Consider the following 17,724-nt stretch of genomic DNA (forward strand, 5'->3'; position numbering starts at 1 on the left):
CCCCTATATAATTTTATAGTGAAAACACGTTTTTTCTCCCGTATGGCAAGCAGGCCCTATTTGCTTTACGACAACAACGATTGAATCTTGATCACAGTCTAAATAAAGTGACTGAACATATTGAACATTACCTGATGTTTCTCCTTTATTCCACAACGATTGTCTCGAGCGGGAATAGAACCATGTTTTTTTCGTTTCTAGCGTTCTTTCATACGCTTCTTCATTCATATAAGCTAGCATTAAAACTTCTTTCGTATCTTCCTCGATAACAACAGCTGGTATCAATCCTTTTGAAAAGTTAGGTTTCATAACCGCACCTCAACGTTTGCTTCTCTTAATTTCCTCTTCACATCCTGTACAGTTGCCTCGCCATAGTGAAAGATTGATGCTGCCAATGCTGCGTCAACAGTTGTCTTTTGAAAGACTTCTATAATGTGATCCGAATGACCACACCCTCCAGATGCGATGACTGGGACGGAAACACTTTTTGAAATTGCTTCTGTTAACCGAAGATCATATCCATTTTTTGTTCCATCTGCATCCATACTCGTTAGTAAAATTTCTCCTGCCCCTAGCTGGGCAACATGCTTCGCCCATTCGATTGCATCCATCCCTGTATCGACTCTTCCGCCGTTCACGTATACATTCCATTTATCTTCCTCTACTTTTCTAGCATCAATTGCTACAACAATACATTGTGAGCCAAAATGTTCTGCACCTTCCTGGATTAACTTCGGACTTCTCACTGCCGCTGAGTTTATTGAAACTTTATCTGCTCCAGCTCTTAGTAAATTGTACATATCTTTCACACTTGAAATCCCTCCTCCAACTGTAAGAGGAATAAATACTTTCGAAGCTGTTTGTTCTACAACATCTATAATCGTTTTTCGCCCTTCATGCGTCGCAGTAATATCTAAAAATACGATTTCATCTGCTCCCGCATCATTATATAAAGCTGCTATTTCAACAGGATCACCGACGTCTTGTAACCCTATAAAATTCACACCCTTTACGACTCGCCCTCCTTTTACATCTAGACATGGAATAATTCGTTTCGCTAACATAGCTTCGTCACCTGTAACACTTCTTCTAAATCAATCGTTTTCTCGTAAAGTGCCTTTCCAATTATGACGCCATATATATTCATGTCATTTAATTTTTTCACATCTTGAATAGATGCTACTCCTCCAGAAGCAATGAGACGAATGCCTACGCTTTTTTGTAATAACTCTAATTGCTCAAAATTTGGCCCTGCCAGCGTCCCGTCTTTCGAAATGTCTGTAAACACAATCGTTTGAACACCTAAATTCTCCATTTGCTTTGCTAAAATAATGTAAGAAATTTCAGACATATCAAGCCAGCCTCTCGTTGCTACAAAACCATTTTTTGCGTCAATTCCAACTATGATTTTCTCTTTGTATAGACGAACTGCTTCTTCTAAAAATGCCTTATCATAAAGAGCAGCTGTTCCTAAAATTACTTTTTTTACACCGACTAACAATAACTTCTCTACTGCCGCAAGTGATCGAACTCCTCCTCCAACTTGCACAGGAATACGTACCGCCCTGCATATCCTTTTAATTACGGACAAATTTACTGACTCCCCAGCAATTGCACCATCTAAATCAACAATGTGTAGTATTTTCGCTCCAAACTTTTCAAATATGAGCGCTTGCGCAACCGGGTCTTCATTCATTACTGTTTCCTTACTAAATTCCCCTTGATAAAGTCTAACACATCGACCTTCTTTTAAATCGATAGCTGGGAAGATTTCCATGCTTCTACCACCCCTTTGAAATTTTTCAACATTTGCATTCCAATGTCACCACTTTTTTCAGGATGAAACTGTGCGCCATATATATTTCCTTTTGCTACAAAACCAGGTACTTGCACTCCATACTCACTTGACCCATACACAATTTCATTTGGACAATCTGCATAATAAGAGTGGACATAGTATACGAAAGAACCGTCCTCTACTCCATTCCAAAGCGATATTTCTCCATCTTTCTTTAATTCATTCCACCCCATATGTGGAATTTTATAAGGAACTTTTAACTTTCTAATGACACCTGGCAATAAATTTAATCCGTTACAGTCTTGTAGCTCCTCACTTTTTTCAAATAAAAGCTGCATTCCTAAGCAAATGCCCAAAAGTGGTTTTCCCGAACTCCCAAATTCTTTTAGCACACATACTAAATCTTTTTCTTCTAAAACGTCCATTGCTTTCGGAAATGCGCCTACTCCCGGTAAAATAACGCCATCACTTCTCAATATTTCTTCTTTATCATCCGTTACGATGTGGTCTGCTCCAATATATTTTAATGCTTGTTCCACACTGCGAATATTCCCCATTCCATAATCTATAATAGCAATCAATTACAACATCCCTTTCGTTGAATTTACACCAGTAATGTTGGTATTTCTTTCGACTGCTTCTCTAAGCGCTCGACCAAACGCTTTAAATAGAGCTTCAATTTTGTGATGTGTATTGCTCCCGTATAAAATGCGAGCATGTAACGTAATATTTGCTGCATGGGCAACTGCTCTAAAAAATTCTTCCGTTAATTCCGTGTCAAAATCTCCTAGTTTCGGATTTGTTAATTCACCTTGAAATACAATATATGAGCGTCCGCTTATATCAATCGCGACAAATCCTAACGATTCATCCATCGGTACATACGCTGAACCGTAGCGGTTAATCCCCTCTTTATTTTGCAACGCTTCTTTCAAGCAATTTCCGAGTACAATTCCAACATCTTCAATTGTATGATGCGCATCAACGAATACATCGCCTTCCGCCTCCACTTGCAAACCGAATCTTCCATGCCTTGCAAATAAAGTTAACATATGATCAAAAAATCCAACTCCCGTTTGCACAGAAACATTCTTGCTTTCATCAAGCTGCAAACTTAATTTTATTTTTGTTTCTGTCGTTTCACGTATTTGACTGGACTCACGCATTATTCTTCCTCCTCAAATCTTATTTGAATTGCTCTCGCATGCGCATGTAACCCTTCTTTATTTGCAAGTTCTACAATATGATGTTGTACATCTCTTAACGCTTCCTCCGTATAAGATAGAAAGCTTGATTTTTTCACGAAATCATCAACTGATAACGGTGAGAAAAACTTTGCCGTTCCACTTGTCGGTAACACATGATTCGGTCCTGCTAAATAATCACCGAGCGGTTCCGGTGCATATGGTCCAAGAAAAATAGATCCTGCATGTTTCACATACGCTAGAGCATTCATCGGCTCTTTTATATGTAACTCTAAATGTTCTGGAGCGATTTCATTCGATAACTTTAGTGCCTCATCTAAAGAAGAAACGATAAAGATGGCTCCATTTCTATTTATCGATTCACGTGCAATTTCACTTCTTGGTAATGTCGCTAGCTGTCTTTCTATCTCTCTTTCTACTTCTTTCGCTAACTCTATACTCGTTGTAATGCAAATTGCTGTTGCTCTCTCGTCATGCTCCGCTTGTGATAATAAATCAGCAGCAATATATTTTGCATTGCCGGTTTCATCAGCAATAACTACAATTTCTGATGGTCCAGCAATCATATCGATATTTACTATTCCGTATACTTCTCGTTTCGCTAGAGCGACGTACAAATTTCCTGGTCCAACTATTTTATCCACTTTCGGAATCGATTCCGTCCCGTATGCTAAAGCAGCAATTGCTTGCGCACCACCTATCGTATAAATTTCATCTACTCCTGCAAGGCTTGCAGCAACTAAAATATGTGGATCAATTCCTCCTTGATTCGGCGGCGTCACCATTACAATTTTTTCCACGCCTGCGATTTTTGCTGGCAATACATTCATTAATACTGACGAAGGATACGAAGCAGTTCCGCCTGGCACATATACCCCTACATTTTCTAAAGGCCGAATGATTTGTCCTCTAATGATGCCCTCACTCGTGCAATCGAACATCGATTGTCTTTTTTGCTTTTCATGATACGAAATAATATTTTTCTTTGCCTCTTTTAACGCATCTAAAAATGAATTCTCTACAAACCTACTCGCTTGTTTTATTTCTTCCTCACTTACACGAAACTCTTTAACCTCCACACCATCGAACTTTTTTGTATAGAAAGATACAGCCTCATCTTTACTCTCCCTTACATTTTGAACGATTTCGTTTACACTTCTTTGAACAGTTCCTTCTATTATATTAGCGTTTTCTCGTAGCAACTTTATTTTCGATAACGCAACTTGGAAATCCACACAAACTATCTCCATTACAAGCCCCCCTATTTTCCTGACAAAATTTCTTGCTCCATCATATTTACAATACTGAATATTTCGTCTTTTTTAGTTTTTAATGCAGCCTTATTTACAATCATTCGAGCAGATATAGAACACATTTCCTCAAATACAATGAGTCCATTTTCTTGTAATGTTTTTCCTGTTTCAACAATATCAACAATCGCATCTGCCAATCCAAGAATAGGAGCGATTTCTACAGAACCTTCTATTTTTATAATCTCTACATCCTCCCCTTTATCATGAAAATAGTTAGAAGTAATATGTGGATATTTCGTAGCAATGCGTTTCTTCCGGTAACTCTTCGGATTATAAGTAGGAATAGAAGCAACACAAAACTTACACACGCCTACTCCTAAATCCAACATTTCATAAACATCTTTCTCGTTTTCCATTAAAATATCTTTTCCAACGACCCCAATATCAGCTACTCCATGTTCTACATAAGTAGCAACATCTACTGCTTTCACTAAAATAAATGAGATATCTGTATTTCTACTTTGAAAGACAAGCTTTCGTCCTTTATTTTTGAGCTCCGAACAATCAATTCCAATCTGCTCAAACAATGGAATCACATGCTTCTCTAATCTTCCTTTTGTTAACGCAATTTGAATGTTACGCATGAAGTTTCTCCTTCTTTCTGGAATACCCATTTCTCTTTCCATACATATTCCACTAATGATTCGTTCTTTGCCTCTACGACCGTTACTATTTTATTTTTTCTGGCAAATTGAAAGGTGTCGTTTAAATTAGGGAATAAAGATAGCTCTACTTTTTTCCCGTCCTTTTGAAGTAAATTTCGTAATCTTTCCGCTTCTGCTAATCTATTTAACTCATAATGAATCATAATATCTATTTTCTTTCGTTCATATGGTTCTTGCTGCTCTTGCAGCGCCTTCACAATTTGATTGACTTGCACCGCGAGTCCAACAGCCGGTAGCATCTCTCCAAAATTCCCAATTAACTCATCATATCTTCCTCCACTAACAATTTCTTCTCCAATTTCATATATATACCCTTTGAAAATAACACCTGTATAATAATCCAAATGTTGAATCATACCTAAATCAATTGAGATGTAAGATCCATAGCCTAGTTTTTCAATTGCTTCATATATTTCTTTCACTCTGGCAATCGCCATTTTCATTTCATTACTTGAGGCGAGTTTTTCTGCTTCCTCAATAACTTCTAAATTTCCAAATAGCCTTGGCAATTTCTCAAGTAATCTTACTGTTTCATCACATCGATCTAATTTTTTTTCTCTAATAAAATTTGATAGAGCAGCATAATTTTTACTTTCAATATATGTTCTAAGCACACTCTCTTCTTCATCACGAATGGAGAGTTTTTTTACAATACATTTATATAACTGTACTTGCCCAATCTCAATTGTAAAAGATTGCACCTTTAACTTTTGAAGTGCCTGAATAACACTTATTACGCATTCAATTTCAGCTCTTACATTATCAATCCCGATAATTTCAATACCACTTTGTACGATTTCATTATATTTTCCAGAATGGGACTCATTCGCCCGAAATACATTCCCGCTATACGTCAGTTTAAGCGGAGTATCCCAGCTCTGCGTTCCCATCACTCTCGCTAAAGGAATTGTCATATCTGGGCGTAACACGATAATCCGTCCCTTTTCATCAAAAAATTTATACATCTTTTCCTCATCTATCGGCCTGCTTCGAAATGCAAAAACATCATAAAATTCTATTGTCGGTGTCCTTATTTCTTCATAACCTCGCTCTAAAAAAGTACGCCTTAATTTTTGTTCTACTTCTTCAATTAACGTACATTCTTCGAATAAATAGTCTCTCGTTCCACTTGGGTTTGCACGTTTCCATTTTGTCATCTAAATTCTCACACCTTTCCCTTTCTAATGTATGCCTATTTCATTCACCTAAACCGAAAATAAAAAGAGCCTTGTAGACAAAATACCTACAAGGCTCTTTAGTAGAGTGTAGGTACAACGGGAATAACCCTTGTACCTACACGTTTTCACGCTAGGTTCAAGGGTTTTATGTATGATGATGTAGTTGTGTAAGCATTTTAATAGATTGTACGATATTCATAATACTTACTCCCTTTCTCCTCTGATTTTTACATAGTATATAACACTTAATTCTGAATGTAAATACATTTTAAAAATTCTGTTATTTCTTAATGTAAAGCTACTTTCCTTTCATACTCTCCAATTTCTTGTTCATATTGCATCGTAATACTAATTTCGTCTAGACCATTTAATAATTTCTCTTTCCACATTTTCTCGATTGTAAAATGAAACCTGTGCGTACTCGTTGTAATTACTTCATTCTCTAAATCTACTTCTATTTGTTCTCTCGCATCAGTTTTAGCAAGTTGTTCTCGCATTACTTTATCCATTACAATTGGTAACATACCATTTTTCATACAATTCATATAAAAAATATCTGCAAACCCTCCGGCGATAATAACGCGGAAACCATAATCAGCAAGCGCCCACGGAGCATGTTCTCTTGAAGAACCGCACCCAAAATTATCACCTGTAATTAATATACTTGCCCCTTTTCTTTTTGGAGCATTAAGAGGGAAATTAGGATTTTCATGACGCTCATTATCGTAGCGCCACTCATCAAATAAATACTGTCCAAATCCCGTCCTTTCAATTCTCTTTAAATATTGCTTCGGAATAATTTGATCTGTATCAATGTTGTCATTCATAAGTACTGCGGCAGTACCTTTATGAATACGAAATGGCTCCATCGTAACTCTCCTTTCTAATATCAACAAAATGACCATATAACGCAGCTGCTGCTGCCATTGCTGGGCTAACTAAATGCGTTCGTGCTCCTTTTCCTTGTCTTCCTTCAAAGTTACGATTTGAAGTAGATGCACAATGTTCTCCTTCCGGCACTTGATCCGGATTCATTCCAAGACACATTGAACATCCAGGCTCTCTCCATTCAAACCCCGCTTCTTCAAATATGCGATGTAATCCTTTTTGCATTGCTGCTTCTCTTACCTTTTTAGACCCAGGAACAACGAGGGCTCGCACACCGTCTTTTACCTTTTTCCCCTTTACAACAGATGCGGCAATTTCTAAATCAGATAGCCTGGAATTTGTACAAGATCCTATGAAAACATGCTGAACTGGAATTTCAAAAGTGCTTTGTCCAGGACTCAATCCCATATACGAAAATGCTCTTTCATCATTTTCATCACGCTTTTCTGGTAATTTTCCATCAATGCGAACACCCATACTAGGATTTGTTCCCCAAGTAACATACGGTGCTAAATCCGTAACGTCTATCGAAATATGCAAATCATAAATTGCATCTGAATCTGTATAAAGCTCCGACCATTTTTCCGTAAAAGTTCCATAGTCTTTCGGTGCATATTTACGCCCTTTTACATAAGAAAATGTTTTTTCATCTGGTGCAATGATACCAGCTTTCGCTCCTCCTTCAATTGCCATATTGCAAAGTGTCATTCTCTCTTCCATTTCCATAGCATGAATCGTCTCACCGTAAAATTCCATTACATATCCAGTTCCAACTGCTACGCCGTACTTTGAAAGGAGATGTAAAATAATATCTTTTGCATAAACACCTTTCTGTAACTTTCCTTTTAATGCAATACCCATCGCTTTCGGTTTTCGTTGCCACAGCGTTTGCGTTGCTAATACATGCTCTACTTCACTCGTACCAATGCCAAATGCTAACGCTCCGAAAGCACCGTGGGTTGCTGTATGACTATCACCGCAAACAATCGTTTTCCCTGGCTGCGTGAGTCCAAGTTCTGGTCCTATAACATGGACAATCCCTTGCTCTTCATCACCAATATCAGCTAATGACACTTGAAATTGTTTGCAGTTCTCACGAAGTGTATCCAATTGCTGCTTCGCAATACGATCGGTAATATTCCAAACATCTTTCGTTGGAATATTATGATCCATCGTTGCAAATGTTAATTCTGGTCTCCGAACAGTTCTATTTGTAAGCCGCAAGCCTTCAAAGGCTTGCGGTGACGTTACTTCATGAACGAGATGAAGATCGATATATAATAAATCCAATCCATTTTCGTTTGTCGCAACTACATGTCTCTCCCAAAGCTTATCTAGTAATCTTTTCCCCATTATCTTCCTCTCCCTACTAGCGCTTGCTCTTCCATCTCTTGAATAACTGCCTTCGTAAATGAAGTTGTCGTCTCATCTCCCCCAATGTCTGCTGTATATTTTCCCGATTGAAGAACTGCAGATATTGCGGATTCAATTGCAGACCCTTCTCTCATTAATCCAAATGATTGTCCAAGCATCATTGCAACAGAACGCATCATCGCAATTGGGTTCGCCTTATTTCTCCCCGCAATATCCGGTGCTGATCCGTGAATAGGCTCGTATAACGAAGGACCATTTTCAGCGTGGCTTGCTGATGGAAGCATTCCTAACGATCCCGCTAATACAGAAGCCTCGTCACTTAAAATATCACCAAATAAATTTTCTGTTACGATAACGTCAAATCGACCTGGATTACGAATTAATTCCATAGCAGCTGCATCGACTAGAATATGCTCTAATTCAACATTTGGATAGCGAAGAGCTACTTCTTCCGTAACAGTTCGCCATAATTTACTAGACTCTAAAACATTCGCCTTATCAATAGACGTAACTTTTTTCTTCCGTTTGCTCGCTAATTGAAAAGCATACGAGACGATACGTTCAATTTCATGACGATGATAAGTAAGAGTATCTGTTGCCACTTCTTCTGTTCGTTCTTTCGGATAAGAAAAATAAATGCCACCTGTTAATTCACGAACAACAACGAAATCAATTTCATCAGCGTTTTTTAATGGCGATAAATGTGCAGTTGCGCTTTCTACCGTTACAGGTCGAACATTCGCAAATACACCAAGTCCTTTCCTTAAAGCTAATAATCCTTTCTCTGGCCTTTCTTTCGCACCATCCCACCGTGGGCCACCAACCGCTCCAAGTAAAACCGCATCACTTGCTAAACAAGCGGCAAGTGTTCGCTGCGGTAATGGTTGCCCAGTTACGTCAATAGCACTCCCACCAAAGTACTCATCTTGTAAATGAAAATGATGTCCATATAGCCTCTCTACCATATGCAATACTTCCTTCGCACTTTCCATAATTTCCGGACCAACACCATCACCAGCTAAACAAACAATACGTTTTTCCAACTTAAGCACCCCTTTAACTGAATTTTCAGAACTTTAATTAGATAAGTGAGGAGAACTTTCCTCACTTATCTAACATTTACTTTACAAGCGCTATAAAAGATTTCAATTTCCCTGCCGCGTGGACATAAGCTCTCGCCGAAGCTTCCAATACGTCTTGTGCAACACCAAAACCTGATACTTGATGCATTCCTTCTTTTAATTCAACATGAACATGGGCAAGTGCGTCTTGACCTTGCGTAATAGATTGTATGCGATAATCTGCCAATTCACATTCTAATCCTAAAATTCTTTGGATTGCATTGTAAATCGCTTCAATACTACCAGAACCAGTCGCTGCATCTTCGTATACGTTTCCTTCCTCATCCTTCAGCACAACTGTCGCACATTGTGTACTATTTGATACGAAGTGCACTTGTAATTGCGTAATGTTATATTGCTGCGCCGCAAATGCTGCTTCACCAAGCATAAGCGCTCGTAAATCTTCTTCAGTAATTTCCTTCTTACGATCAGCTAATTTTTTAAAAGCTTCAAATACCGCATCACGTTCTTCCTTTGTAAATTCATAGCCTAGTTCTTTCATTTTTTCCGTAAATGCGTGACGACCAGAATGTTTTCCAAGTACAAATAGATTTTGAGATTCACCTATAAGGGTCGGTTCAATAATTTCATATGTCGTCACTTCTTTTAAAACACCATCTTGATGAATACCTGATTCATGAGCAAATGCATTCGCTCCAACAATCGCTTTATTTTTTGGTACAACCATACCTGTTAAACGACTTACTAATGTACTTGTCGCTTTAATTTCTTTTAACGTCATAGAAGACTCTGCTTCATAGAAATCTTTTCTGATATGAAGAGCAACTGCGACCTCTTCTAGAGCTGCATTCCCCGCTCTTTCTCCAATTCCATTAATCGTTCCTTCTACTTGCAATGCTCCGCCTTCAACCGCAGCTAACGAATTCGCTACTGCCATCCCAAGATCATCGTGACAGTGACAAGAGAAAATTGCTTTTTCATACGAAGGAACAGATTCTTGTAAGTATTTAAAAAGAGAATAATATTCTTCTGGATTCGTATATCCAACTGTATCAGGAATATTGATTACATTCGCTCCTGCACGAATCGCTACTTCTACTGCTTCAGCTAAAAATACTCTCGATGTTCTTGTTGCATCTTCTGCTGAAAATTGCACTGTCGGAAATAACGATTTTCCGAGCGTAACCGAGCGATGAATGCTATCTAATACATCTTCTTTTGACATACAAAGCTTATGTTTCATATGAATGTCACTTGTAGCTAAAAATACGTGTAAACGAGGAGAGACAGCACCTTTCACCGCTTCATAGGCTCTTCGAATATCACTTTCTTTCGCTCTAGCTAAACTCATAACCGTAGCATTTTGAATGGTATTTGCGATACGTTTTACCGATTGAAAATCACCTTCAGAAGCTGCTGCGAATCCCGCTTCCATTACATTAATACCAAGTCTCTCTAGTTGCCTTGCAATCTGCAATTTCTCTTGTTCATTTAAATTAACTCCTGGTGATTGTTCGCCATCACGAAGCGTCGTATCCATGAACAAAATCTGCTTCATATTATTTAATCCCTGCCTTTACTCGTGGCTGTACGAAAGGCATCATTTCGCGTAATTTACGTCCAACCACTTCGATTTCATGTTCATTTTCTTTCTCATTTGTCGCCTGGAAATTTGGTCTTCCTGCTTTATGTTCTGCAATCCAACCTCTTGCAAATGTACCATCTTGAATTTCTGCTAACACTTCTCCCATCGCTTTCTTCGTATCTTCAGTAACAACGCGTGGTCCTGATACGAAGTCGCCCCACTGCGCTGTATCTGAAACTGAATATCTCATATTTTCAAGTCCACCTTCGTACATAAGATCAACAATGAGTTTCAATTCATGTAAACATTCAAAATATGCAAGTTCAGGTTGATATCCTGCATCAACTAACGTTTCAAATCCAGCTTTTACTAGCGCAGTTACTCCGCCACAAAGCACAGCTTGCTCTCCAAATAAATCTGTTTCTGTTTCTTCCTTAAACGTTGTTTCTAATACACCAGCTCTCGTCGCTCCAATTCCATCAGCATAAGAAAGTGCTTTTTCAGTCGCAACTCCTGTTGCATCTTGATATACTGCAAACAATGCAGGAACAGCTCCGCCCTCAGCAAACGTACGGCGCACTAGATGCCCCGGGCCTTTCGGCGCTACTAGAAATACATCTACATTAGCTGGCGGTTTTACTTGATCAAAGTGAACATTAAAGCCATGTGCGAACACAAGAGAATTCCCGCCTTGTAAGTTTGGTGCAATTTCAGCTCCATATACTTCTGGCTGCAATTCATCAGGTAGTAGAATCATTACTACATCCGCCTGTTTTGCTGCTTCCGCTACTGTATATACAGAAAAGCCATCTTCTTTCGCCTTATTCCATGATTTTCCTTTTCTCAGTCCAACTACTACATCAAATCCGTTATCACGTAAGTTTTGCGCATGCGCATGACCTTGCGATCCATATCCGATAATTGCTACTTTCTTTTCCTTTAATACATTTACCGTTACATCTTTCTCATAATAAACTTTTGCCATTTTCATTTCCCCCTATATTTAAATAATTATTGAATTAACATCACTTGTTTATCTTGTTTTTTCATACTACGCGTAAATGCTGTTACACCTGTTCTAGCAATTTCTTTCAAACCGTATGGACGAAGCAATTCAATTAACGCTTCTACTTTCTCCTGGGTACCTGTTACTTGCACCACTATGGAATCCTTTCCAACATCTATTACAGCGGCTCGGAACGGTTCAATTAAACTATATAATTCTGCTCTTGTTACACTTGAAGTTGCCACTTTAATAAGTGCGAGTTCTCTAGCAATCATTGCCTCTTCTGTAATATCAGAGACTTTTAGGACATCGATTTGCTTATGCAGTTGTTTAATTAACTGTTCAACTTGCTGTTCACTTTCAACATGTACAACAATCGTCATCCTTGAAATATCCGACGATTCCGTATGCCCTACTGAAATACTTTCAATATTAAAATGTCTACGTGTCATAACGCCTGTAATTCGATTTAACACACCGCTTTGATTTCGAACTGTCGCTGTAACAATTCTCTTCACCTTTTCTCCACTCCCTCCATTTGGTGAACCCCTTTTCCTGGGGCAACCATCGGCATAACCTTTTCAGATTGAAGTACGCGGCAATCAATTAATACTGGTTCTTGTAATTCAATCGCATGCTTTAATTGCTTCTTTGCAAGAAGTGGATCATCAATACGGATGCCTTTTATGCCGTATGCATTCGCAAGGGCAACAAAATCTGGTTGACACGAAAGTATGGAGTGCGAATATCGTTTATTATAAAACTCATCTTGCCATTGTCTTACCATTCCTAAAGCTTCATTATTTAAAATAAACACTTTAACTGGTAAAGAATGCTCTTTTAATACACTTAGTTCTTGCAGGGTCATTTGAAATCCCGCATCACCGACAATGGCAATAACTAATTCCTCTGGCTTTGCAATTTGTGCACCAATTGCTGCTGGAAATCCAAATCCCATTGTTCCTAAGCCTCCAGAGGTTACCCATTTATCTGGATTTTTCAGCGGATAATATTGTGCTGCCCACATTTGATGTTGCCCAACGTCTGTTGTTACAATGGCTTTTCCCTTCGTAATTTCATATAGCATATCAATCGCGTATTGAGGTTTAATACTTTCAGAATTTCGTTTATAAGTTAATGGATATTTTTCTTTTCTACTCTTTAATAAAGAGAGCCATTCATGATGATTTTCTTTACTTCCTTCTGTTTGAAGTAATACTTCTAACGCCCGCTTCGCACTCGCAACAATTGGAATTTCAGTCGGCACATTTTTTCCGATTTCCGCTGGATCAATATCTATATGTGCGACAAGCGCTTCTTTAGCAAAATATGCTAAATTCCCAGTAAGACGATCGTCAAATCTTGCTCCTATATTTATTAGTAGATCACATTCATATAACGCCATATTAGCCGTGTAAGAACCGTGCATTCCTCCCATCCCAAGAAATAATTTATCATCAGGCGAAAAACCACCAAGACCAAGTAATGTATGCACAACAGGAATTTGATATTTACGAGCAAAGCTTGTTAATTCTTTCGATGCCTTTGCATGTAATACACCTGCTCCAGCTAAAATTAACGGCTTTTTTGAAGTCGCAATCGCTTGTAATAATTTGTTTATTTGTAGTAGATTCGGTTCGTAATTAGGCTGGTATCCTGGTAAATCCATTTGTACATCACTACATCGCTCACCTTTCTCTACTACCATATCTTTCGGAAGGTCAATTACAACTGGTCCCGGTCTTCCTGTTCTAGCTATATGAAATGCTTCTTTAATAATTCGAGGTAAATCCGATGCTTTTCGTACTTGATAATTATGTTTCGTCACCGGCATCGTAAGCCCCATAATATCAGCTTCTTGGAAAGCATCACTCCCGATTAACGTTGTTGCTACTTGCCCTGTAAATACAACAAGCGGTAATGAATCAATCATCGCGTCAGCTAGACCAGTAATAACATTTGTAGCACCAGGCCCGCTTGTTGCAATTACAACTCCTGGATTCCCTGTAATTCTTGCATATCCTTCAGCGGCATGAATTGCACCTTGTTCATGCCGCGTTAAAATATGCGGAATCTCACAATCATAAAGCGCATCATATAGAGGTAAAACAGCACCACCTGGATAACCGAAAATCACTTCTACTCTTTCCTTTTCTAGCGCTTCTAACAATAGCTGTGCACCAGTTGCCAGTTTCTCTTCTGTTTTTGAAGACATTTTTCTTATAAGCCCCCTTTTTATACCCTTTATAAAATAAAAAAATCCTACGTCCACACTCCAGCTATGTGCTGAAGGGACGAAAGATTTCGCGGTACCACCCTTCTTTGCAAGAATACTCTTGCCTCAGTGACTCGGGATGAGTCTAGCTAATAACGGAGCTACCGTCTAAGCCTAGACAAATGCTTCAGCTTAGCACTCAAGGGCGATGTTCGTCGACGTGAACCATCGGTTTTCAGCAACCACCGACTCTCTGTGAGGCTTCACAATCAACTACTCCTCCCTATCAACGTTTTATCATGTCATAAAGAGTTATTATCCAACTTTATTTTCTTCGTAAATTTTCTCACCATCTTCTACAACTAATTTACGAAATTCTTCTAATAGACGATTTGTATATGGACCTGTTTTTCCTAAACCAATCGTTCTACCATCTACTGTCGTAACAGCAATGACTTCAGCAGCTGTTCCTGTTAAAAACACTTCATCAGCTACATATACATCGTGCCTTGTGAATAATTCTTCTCTTACGTCATACCCAAGCTTTTCGCCGATTTCTAAAATTGCGTTTCGTGTAATACCTTCTAACGCCCCAGCAGAACTTGGCGGTGTAATTAATTTATTTCCTTTTACAATAAATACGTTATCTCCAGAGCCTTCAGCTACATACCCTTGATCATTTAACATAAGTGCTTCTTGTACTCCAGCTAATTTCGCTTCGATGCGAACTAAAATATTATTTAAGTAATTTAAAGATTTTACTTGAGGCGACAAAACATCTGGGCGATTACGACGCGTTGCAACTGTTATAATTGGAATCCCTTTTTCATAATATTCTTGTGGGAATAAAGATAGTTGTTCTGCAATTACTACTACATTTGGTTTCGTACAAGAATCAGGATCTAATCCAAGATTCCCTGGTCCTCTTGACACAACTAGGCGGATATATCCATTAGATAGTTTGTTATGTCGAATCGTTTCAACAACGATCTTCGTTGCTTCTTCTAACGTATATGGAATTTCTAACATGATGGATTTCGCTGATTCATATAACCGGACAAGATGCTCTCTCAAACGGAAAACATTACCGCTATACACCCTAATCCCTTCGAACACTCCATCGCCATATAAATAGCCATGATCATATACTGAAACTTTTGCTTCGTCTTTTGGAACAAATTCTCCATTTAAGAAAATCCATTGCTCGTTCACTGGAAAGCGCCCCCTATGTTCTATGAGTTTTTTATTGTTTCCTAGTTTACTCTCCTTTCTAAATAAATCAAGTGAATTTTTAGAAAATTTTTAATTTTTGATCGTACGTACATCTTTGATTATATTGATTTAACAGCATTGTTAACGTTTACAAAAAGTCAAAAATTTTTTTTCGCCAATTTCCACTAAAAAAAATATTTGTTTAAAAGCAGGATTTTTGTCAATTGATACGAATCTATTGTATTCAATAAACGGACGTCCGTTTTTATAAATTCGGGAATATACAACGACTTTTGCTGAAAAAGGGGGAAAATAATAAAAATAACGCTGTCTAAAAATAACATTCATATTTTTCATTTCGTAATCATAATCCTATTTTTAAAAAACAATTTGTCAAAATGAAGGAGGAAATCAATATGGCGTGTGTACAAATTAAAGGAACGAGACAAGAGGTAGTAGAAATGCTTCAACTATTTGATCTAATGGATACGAAAGGTTTTTGTAAATTCGATAATTATGTAGAGGTAGAACCAAATAATAAAGAACATAATAATTTTATTGCTTCAATCGGCATTCATTCAAATACTTCTTCCGCCCAAGATACTTTAAACGATCAGTTCGTAAGTCAAATGCTTACTGGTGTATATAACGACTAAACAAATATTCTCTTCCTACCATCTTTTCATAAATATATAGTAAAAACTTGAGCATACTAACGACTAGATGGTAGGAGGTGAGAATTATGGCTAGAATTGGCGTTGAAAACTCGTTAACAGATGTTCAACAAGCTCTTCAGCAACATGGACATGAAGTCGTTACACTTAACTCAGAACACGATGCACAGGGGTGCGATTGTTGTGTTGTAACTGGGCAAGATTCTAATATGATGGGTATTGCAGATACATCAATAAAAGGATCGGTAATTACAGCTCATGGTTTAACAACAGATGAAATTTGTCAGCAAGTTGAAAGTCGCATTTAAATTTTTACAAATCACAATACACAAAAGAAAGAGGGCCCCTTTTCAAAAGGAGCCCTCTTTTTTATATTCACCTAACGGGAAAGTAACATATACTGGATGAAAGCCCTACCTCTCTCTCATCATTACGGTTCCACTGACCGCTCCTTGATTCACTAGTATACATATAAAGCTTACATATACAATTTATAGGGTTTGTTCACAAAAGTTGTTGGTAAGACTACCCGATCTTTCGCAAACTTTTCGTATTATATTCATAAGATTTATTTACTTTACACTAGCTTTAACCGAGACACGAATTAAAATTTTAACACCAATACAATAACTTGTCAACATTTTTTACAAATTAAAAACAGACATTAACGGTTTGTCTGTTTTAGAATGGAGCTTTTTCTTTTATTACATATACAACAAAACCGCTTACTAACATAAATAAGCCAACTACTAAGTTTTTGATATTAATCATAAATTCCTCTCCCTTATTCCACACATCATATATATTTACAGTTCAATTATTCCGATCATCCTAAAGCGCACTTTTTCTAATATATCATAATTCCTAAAAAATGCAAGTTCACTTGTGGCGACCATTTACAAATTTATCTACAGTACTTGGTACAGTATTTAGAGCTTTTTCAATTAAATGTGTACTACTATTGAGATGCAATACTTGCACACCGTTAGAACCAACTACTAAAAAAGCAACTGGGCTAATAGAAACCCCAGCCCCGCTTCCGCCTCCGAATGGATGATTTTGCTTGTTCTCTTTATGCTGCCCTTGTCCGCCATTATGTTTTTCAGAAATAAACTCCCCTTTAAAGTCACTTCCACCAGCTCCAAAACCGAAAGCCACTTGAGACACTGTTAATACTACATTTCCGTCAGCTGTTGAAACTGGACTTCCAACAATCGTATTTACATCTACCATCTCTTTTAAATTTGTCATTGCTGTTTTCATTAAATTTTCAATTGGATGTTCCATTATGTATTGCACCCTTTCCTCATTATTCTTTTTTATACTTTCCAAAATAGAGGAAGTCATACTTAGTTTTCCTATTTTAAAAAAACATTTTCACTTTCCAATTGGATATTACTCCCTGTACAGGCTCGGATAAAGTGAAACTTTAATCAGTGGGGTTTTGTTCATCCCCCACTGATTATTAGCCTTCACCAATCGGGCGTTTACGGGCAGCCCGACTCCCACCTAACTTCTTCGCCCCAGCC

21 protein-coding genes and 1 other annotated feature are annotated in these 17,724 nt (G+C 37.9%); of the genes, 2 read left to right on the top strand and 19 right to left on the bottom strand.

Going from position 1 to position 17,724, the window contains the following annotated elements; translation table 11 throughout:
• Positions 1 to 3: 3 nt before the first annotated feature.
• The 17 genes from hisI to BAU27_RS33310 all read right to left on the bottom strand — a co-directional run bounded on the left by hisI (position 4) and on the right by BAU27_RS33310 (position 15,878).
• Positions 4 to 309 (bottom strand): phosphoribosyl-AMP cyclohydrolase, encoded by a 306-nt coding sequence (gene hisI / locus BAU27_RS04210; RefSeq protein WP_071770183.1) that lies wholly within the window; start codon positions 307 to 309, stop codon positions 4 to 6.
• Positions 306 to 1,064 (bottom strand): imidazole glycerol phosphate synthase subunit HisF, encoded by a 759-nt coding sequence (gene hisF / locus BAU27_RS04215; RefSeq protein WP_071770184.1) that lies wholly within the window; start codon positions 1,062 to 1,064, stop codon positions 306 to 308. The genes hisI and hisF overlap by 4 nt, the downstream gene beginning before the upstream one ends.
• A complete protein-coding gene (gene hisA, locus BAU27_RS04220) occupies positions 1,058 to 1,777 on the bottom strand; it encodes a 1-(5-phosphoribosyl)-5-[(5-phosphoribosylamino)methylideneamino]imidazole-4-carboxamide isomerase (protein WP_071770185.1) in 720 nt (239 codons plus the stop codon). Before hisA ends, hisF begins: the two co-directional genes overlap by 7 nt.
• On the bottom strand, positions 1,750 to 2,379 hold the full coding sequence (hisH, locus tag BAU27_RS04225; protein WP_071770186.1) for an imidazole glycerol phosphate synthase subunit HisH: 630 nt from the start codon (positions 2,377 to 2,379) through the stop codon (positions 1,750 to 1,752). The genes hisA and hisH overlap by 28 nt, the downstream gene beginning before the upstream one ends.
• A complete protein-coding gene (gene hisB, locus BAU27_RS04230) occupies positions 2,380 to 2,964 on the bottom strand; it encodes an imidazoleglycerol-phosphate dehydratase HisB (RefSeq protein ID WP_071770187.1) in 585 nt (194 codons plus the stop codon).
• Positions 2,964 to 4,253 carry a histidinol dehydrogenase gene (gene hisD, locus BAU27_RS04235; protein WP_071770188.1) on the bottom strand — a complete coding sequence of 430 codons (1,290 nt, stop codon included), beginning with the start codon at positions 4,251 to 4,253 and terminating at the stop codon, positions 2,964 to 2,966. The genes hisB and hisD overlap by 1 nt, the downstream gene beginning before the upstream one ends.
• A gap of 11 nt (positions 4,254 to 4,264) precedes the next feature.
• Complete coding sequence (gene hisG, locus BAU27_RS04240; protein WP_071770189.1) at positions 4,265 to 4,900, bottom strand: ATP phosphoribosyltransferase; 636 nt, start codon at positions 4,898 to 4,900, stop codon at positions 4,265 to 4,267.
• A complete protein-coding gene (locus tag BAU27_RS04245; RefSeq protein WP_071770190.1) occupies positions 4,876 to 6,138 on the bottom strand; it encodes an ATP phosphoribosyltransferase regulatory subunit in 1,263 nt (420 codons plus the stop codon). Before BAU27_RS04245 ends, hisG begins: the two co-directional genes overlap by 25 nt.
• A gap of 308 nt (positions 6,139 to 6,446) precedes the next feature.
• Positions 6,447 to 7,028, bottom strand: coding sequence for a 3-isopropylmalate dehydratase small subunit (gene leuD, locus BAU27_RS04250; RefSeq protein ID WP_071770191.1), 582 nt, complete (start codon positions 7,026 to 7,028; stop codon positions 6,447 to 6,449).
• The gene (gene leuC, locus BAU27_RS04255) at positions 7,006 to 8,400 is read right to left on the bottom strand and encodes a 3-isopropylmalate dehydratase large subunit (RefSeq protein WP_071770192.1); all 1,395 of its coding nucleotides are present in this window, start codon (positions 8,398 to 8,400) and stop codon (positions 7,006 to 7,008) included. Before leuC ends, leuD begins: the two co-directional genes overlap by 23 nt.
• Entirely contained in the window at positions 8,400 to 9,464 is a 1,065-nt protein-coding gene (gene leuB, locus BAU27_RS04260) for a 3-isopropylmalate dehydrogenase (protein ID WP_071744820.1), read from the bottom strand. The genes leuC and leuB overlap by 1 nt, the downstream gene beginning before the upstream one ends.
• 76 nt (positions 9,465 to 9,540) lie before the next feature.
• On the bottom strand, positions 9,541 to 11,061 hold the full coding sequence (gene leuA / locus BAU27_RS04265; protein ID WP_071770193.1) for a 2-isopropylmalate synthase: 1,521 nt from the start codon (positions 11,059 to 11,061) through the stop codon (positions 9,541 to 9,543).
• A 1-nt stretch (position 11,062) separates the two neighbouring features.
• Complete coding sequence (gene ilvC / locus BAU27_RS04270) at positions 11,063 to 12,073, bottom strand: ketol-acid reductoisomerase (RefSeq protein ID WP_071770194.1); 1,011 nt, start codon at positions 12,071 to 12,073, stop codon at positions 11,063 to 11,065.
• 26 nt (positions 12,074 to 12,099) lie between these two features.
• On the bottom strand, positions 12,100 to 12,612 hold the full coding sequence (ilvN, locus tag BAU27_RS04275; protein ID WP_000822951.1) for an acetolactate synthase small subunit: 513 nt from the start codon (positions 12,610 to 12,612) through the stop codon (positions 12,100 to 12,102).
• On the bottom strand, positions 12,609 to 14,309 hold the full coding sequence (ilvB, locus tag BAU27_RS04280) for an acetolactate synthase large subunit (protein ID WP_071770195.1): 1,701 nt from the start codon (positions 14,307 to 14,309) through the stop codon (positions 12,609 to 12,611). Before ilvB ends, ilvN begins: the two co-directional genes overlap by 4 nt.
• Positions 14,310 to 14,381: 72 nt before the next feature.
• Positions 14,382 to 14,608: a binding site (T-box leader), on the bottom strand.
• Positions 14,609 to 14,624: 16 nt separating this feature from the next.
• A complete protein-coding gene (gene ilvE / locus BAU27_RS04285; protein WP_071770196.1) occupies positions 14,625 to 15,521 on the bottom strand; it encodes a branched-chain-amino-acid transaminase in 897 nt (298 codons plus the stop codon).
• 141 nt (positions 15,522 to 15,662) lie between these two features.
• A complete protein-coding gene (locus BAU27_RS33310; RefSeq protein ID WP_071770197.1) occupies positions 15,663 to 15,878 on the bottom strand; it encodes a hypothetical protein in 216 nt (71 codons plus the stop codon).
• A 59-nt stretch (positions 15,879 to 15,937) separates the two neighbouring features.
• Here BAU27_RS33310 and BAU27_RS04295 point away from each other — a divergent pair, with 59 nt between their 5' ends.
• Positions 15,938 to 16,177, top strand: coding sequence for a DUF3911 family protein (locus BAU27_RS04295; protein ID WP_071744815.1), 240 nt, complete (start codon positions 15,938 to 15,940; stop codon positions 16,175 to 16,177).
• Between the two features lie 86 nt (positions 16,178 to 16,263).
• Entirely contained in the window at positions 16,264 to 16,503 is a 240-nt protein-coding gene (locus BAU27_RS04300) for a YkuS family protein (protein WP_002149532.1), read from the top strand.
• A gap of 373 nt (positions 16,504 to 16,876) precedes the next feature.
• On the opposite strand, the gene BAU27_RS04305 is transcribed toward BAU27_RS04300, so the two are convergent.
• Together BAU27_RS04305 and ytfJ are read right to left on the bottom strand one after the other, a co-directional pair.
• Positions 16,877 to 16,966 carry a hypothetical protein gene (locus tag BAU27_RS04305; protein ID WP_000608227.1) on the bottom strand — a complete coding sequence of 30 codons (90 nt, stop codon included), beginning with the start codon at positions 16,964 to 16,966 and terminating at the stop codon, positions 16,877 to 16,879.
• A gap of 108 nt (positions 16,967 to 17,074) precedes the next feature.
• The gene (gene ytfJ / locus BAU27_RS04310; RefSeq protein ID WP_071744814.1) at positions 17,075 to 17,542 is read right to left on the bottom strand and encodes a GerW family sporulation protein; all 468 of its coding nucleotides are present in this window, start codon (positions 17,540 to 17,542) and stop codon (positions 17,075 to 17,077) included.
• Positions 17,543 to 17,724: the final 182 nt, after the last annotated feature.

The organism is Bacillus sp. NH11B (genome assembly GCF_001884205.1).
GTDB classification, from domain to species: domain Bacteria; phylum Bacillota; class Bacilli; order Bacillales; family Bacillaceae_G; genus Bacillus_A; species Bacillus_A proteolyticus.

Excerpts from the sequence above, each read along its gene's own strand:
- leuA (WP_071770193.1), bottom strand. The coding sequence starts at position 11,061 with ATGAAGCAGATTTTGTTCATGGATACGACGCTTCGTGATGGCGAACAA.
- hisF (WP_071770184.1), bottom strand. The coding sequence starts at position 1,064 with ATGTTAGCGAAACGAATTATTCCATGTCTAGATGTAAAAGGAGGGCGA.
- BAU27_RS04295 (WP_071744815.1), top strand. The coding sequence starts at position 15,938 with ATGGCGTGTGTACAAATTAAAGGAACGAGACAAGAGGTAGTAGAAATG.
- hisB (WP_071770187.1), bottom strand. The coding sequence starts at position 2,964 with ATGCGTGAGTCCAGTCAAATACGTGAAACGACAGAAACAAAAATAAAA.
- ilvC (WP_071770194.1), bottom strand. The coding sequence starts at position 12,073 with ATGGCAAAAGTTTATTATGAGAAAGATGTAACGGTAAATGTATTAAAG.
- BAU27_RS04245 (WP_071770190.1), bottom strand. The coding sequence starts at position 6,138 with ATGACAAAATGGAAACGTGCAAACCCAAGTGGAACGAGAGACTATTTA.
- hisD (WP_071770188.1), bottom strand. The coding sequence starts at position 4,253 with ATGGAGATAGTTTGTGTGGATTTCCAAGTTGCGTTATCGAAAATAAAG.
- hisA (WP_071770185.1), bottom strand. The coding sequence starts at position 1,777 with ATGGAAATCTTCCCAGCTATCGATTTAAAAGAAGGTCGATGTGTTAGA.
- leuD (WP_071770191.1), bottom strand. The coding sequence starts at position 7,028 with ATGGAGCCATTTCGTATTCATAAAGGTACTGCCGCAGTACTTATGAAT.
- hisI (WP_071770183.1), bottom strand. The coding sequence starts at position 309 with ATGAAACCTAACTTTTCAAAAGGATTGATACCAGCTGTTGTTATCGAG.
- ytfJ (WP_071744814.1), bottom strand. The coding sequence starts at position 17,542 with ATGACTTCCTCTATTTTGGAAAGTATAAAAAAGAATAATGAGGAAAGG.
- BAU27_RS33310 (WP_071770197.1), bottom strand. The coding sequence starts at position 15,878 with ATGAAAAATATGAATGTTATTTTTAGACAGCGTTATTTTTATTATTTT.
- ilvB (WP_071770195.1), bottom strand. The coding sequence starts at position 14,309 with ATGTCTTCAAAAACAGAAGAGAAACTGGCAACTGGTGCACAGCTATTG.
- BAU27_RS04300 (WP_002149532.1), top strand. The coding sequence starts at position 16,264 with ATGGCTAGAATTGGCGTTGAAAACTCGTTAACAGATGTTCAACAAGCT.
- BAU27_RS04305 (WP_000608227.1), bottom strand. The coding sequence starts at position 16,966 with ATGATTAATATCAAAAACTTAGTAGTTGGCTTATTTATGTTAGTAAGC.
- hisG (WP_071770189.1), bottom strand. The coding sequence starts at position 4,900 with ATGCGTAACATTCAAATTGCGTTAACAAAAGGAAGATTAGAGAAGCAT.
- leuC (WP_071770192.1), bottom strand. The coding sequence starts at position 8,400 with ATGGGGAAAAGATTACTAGATAAGCTTTGGGAGAGACATGTAGTTGCG.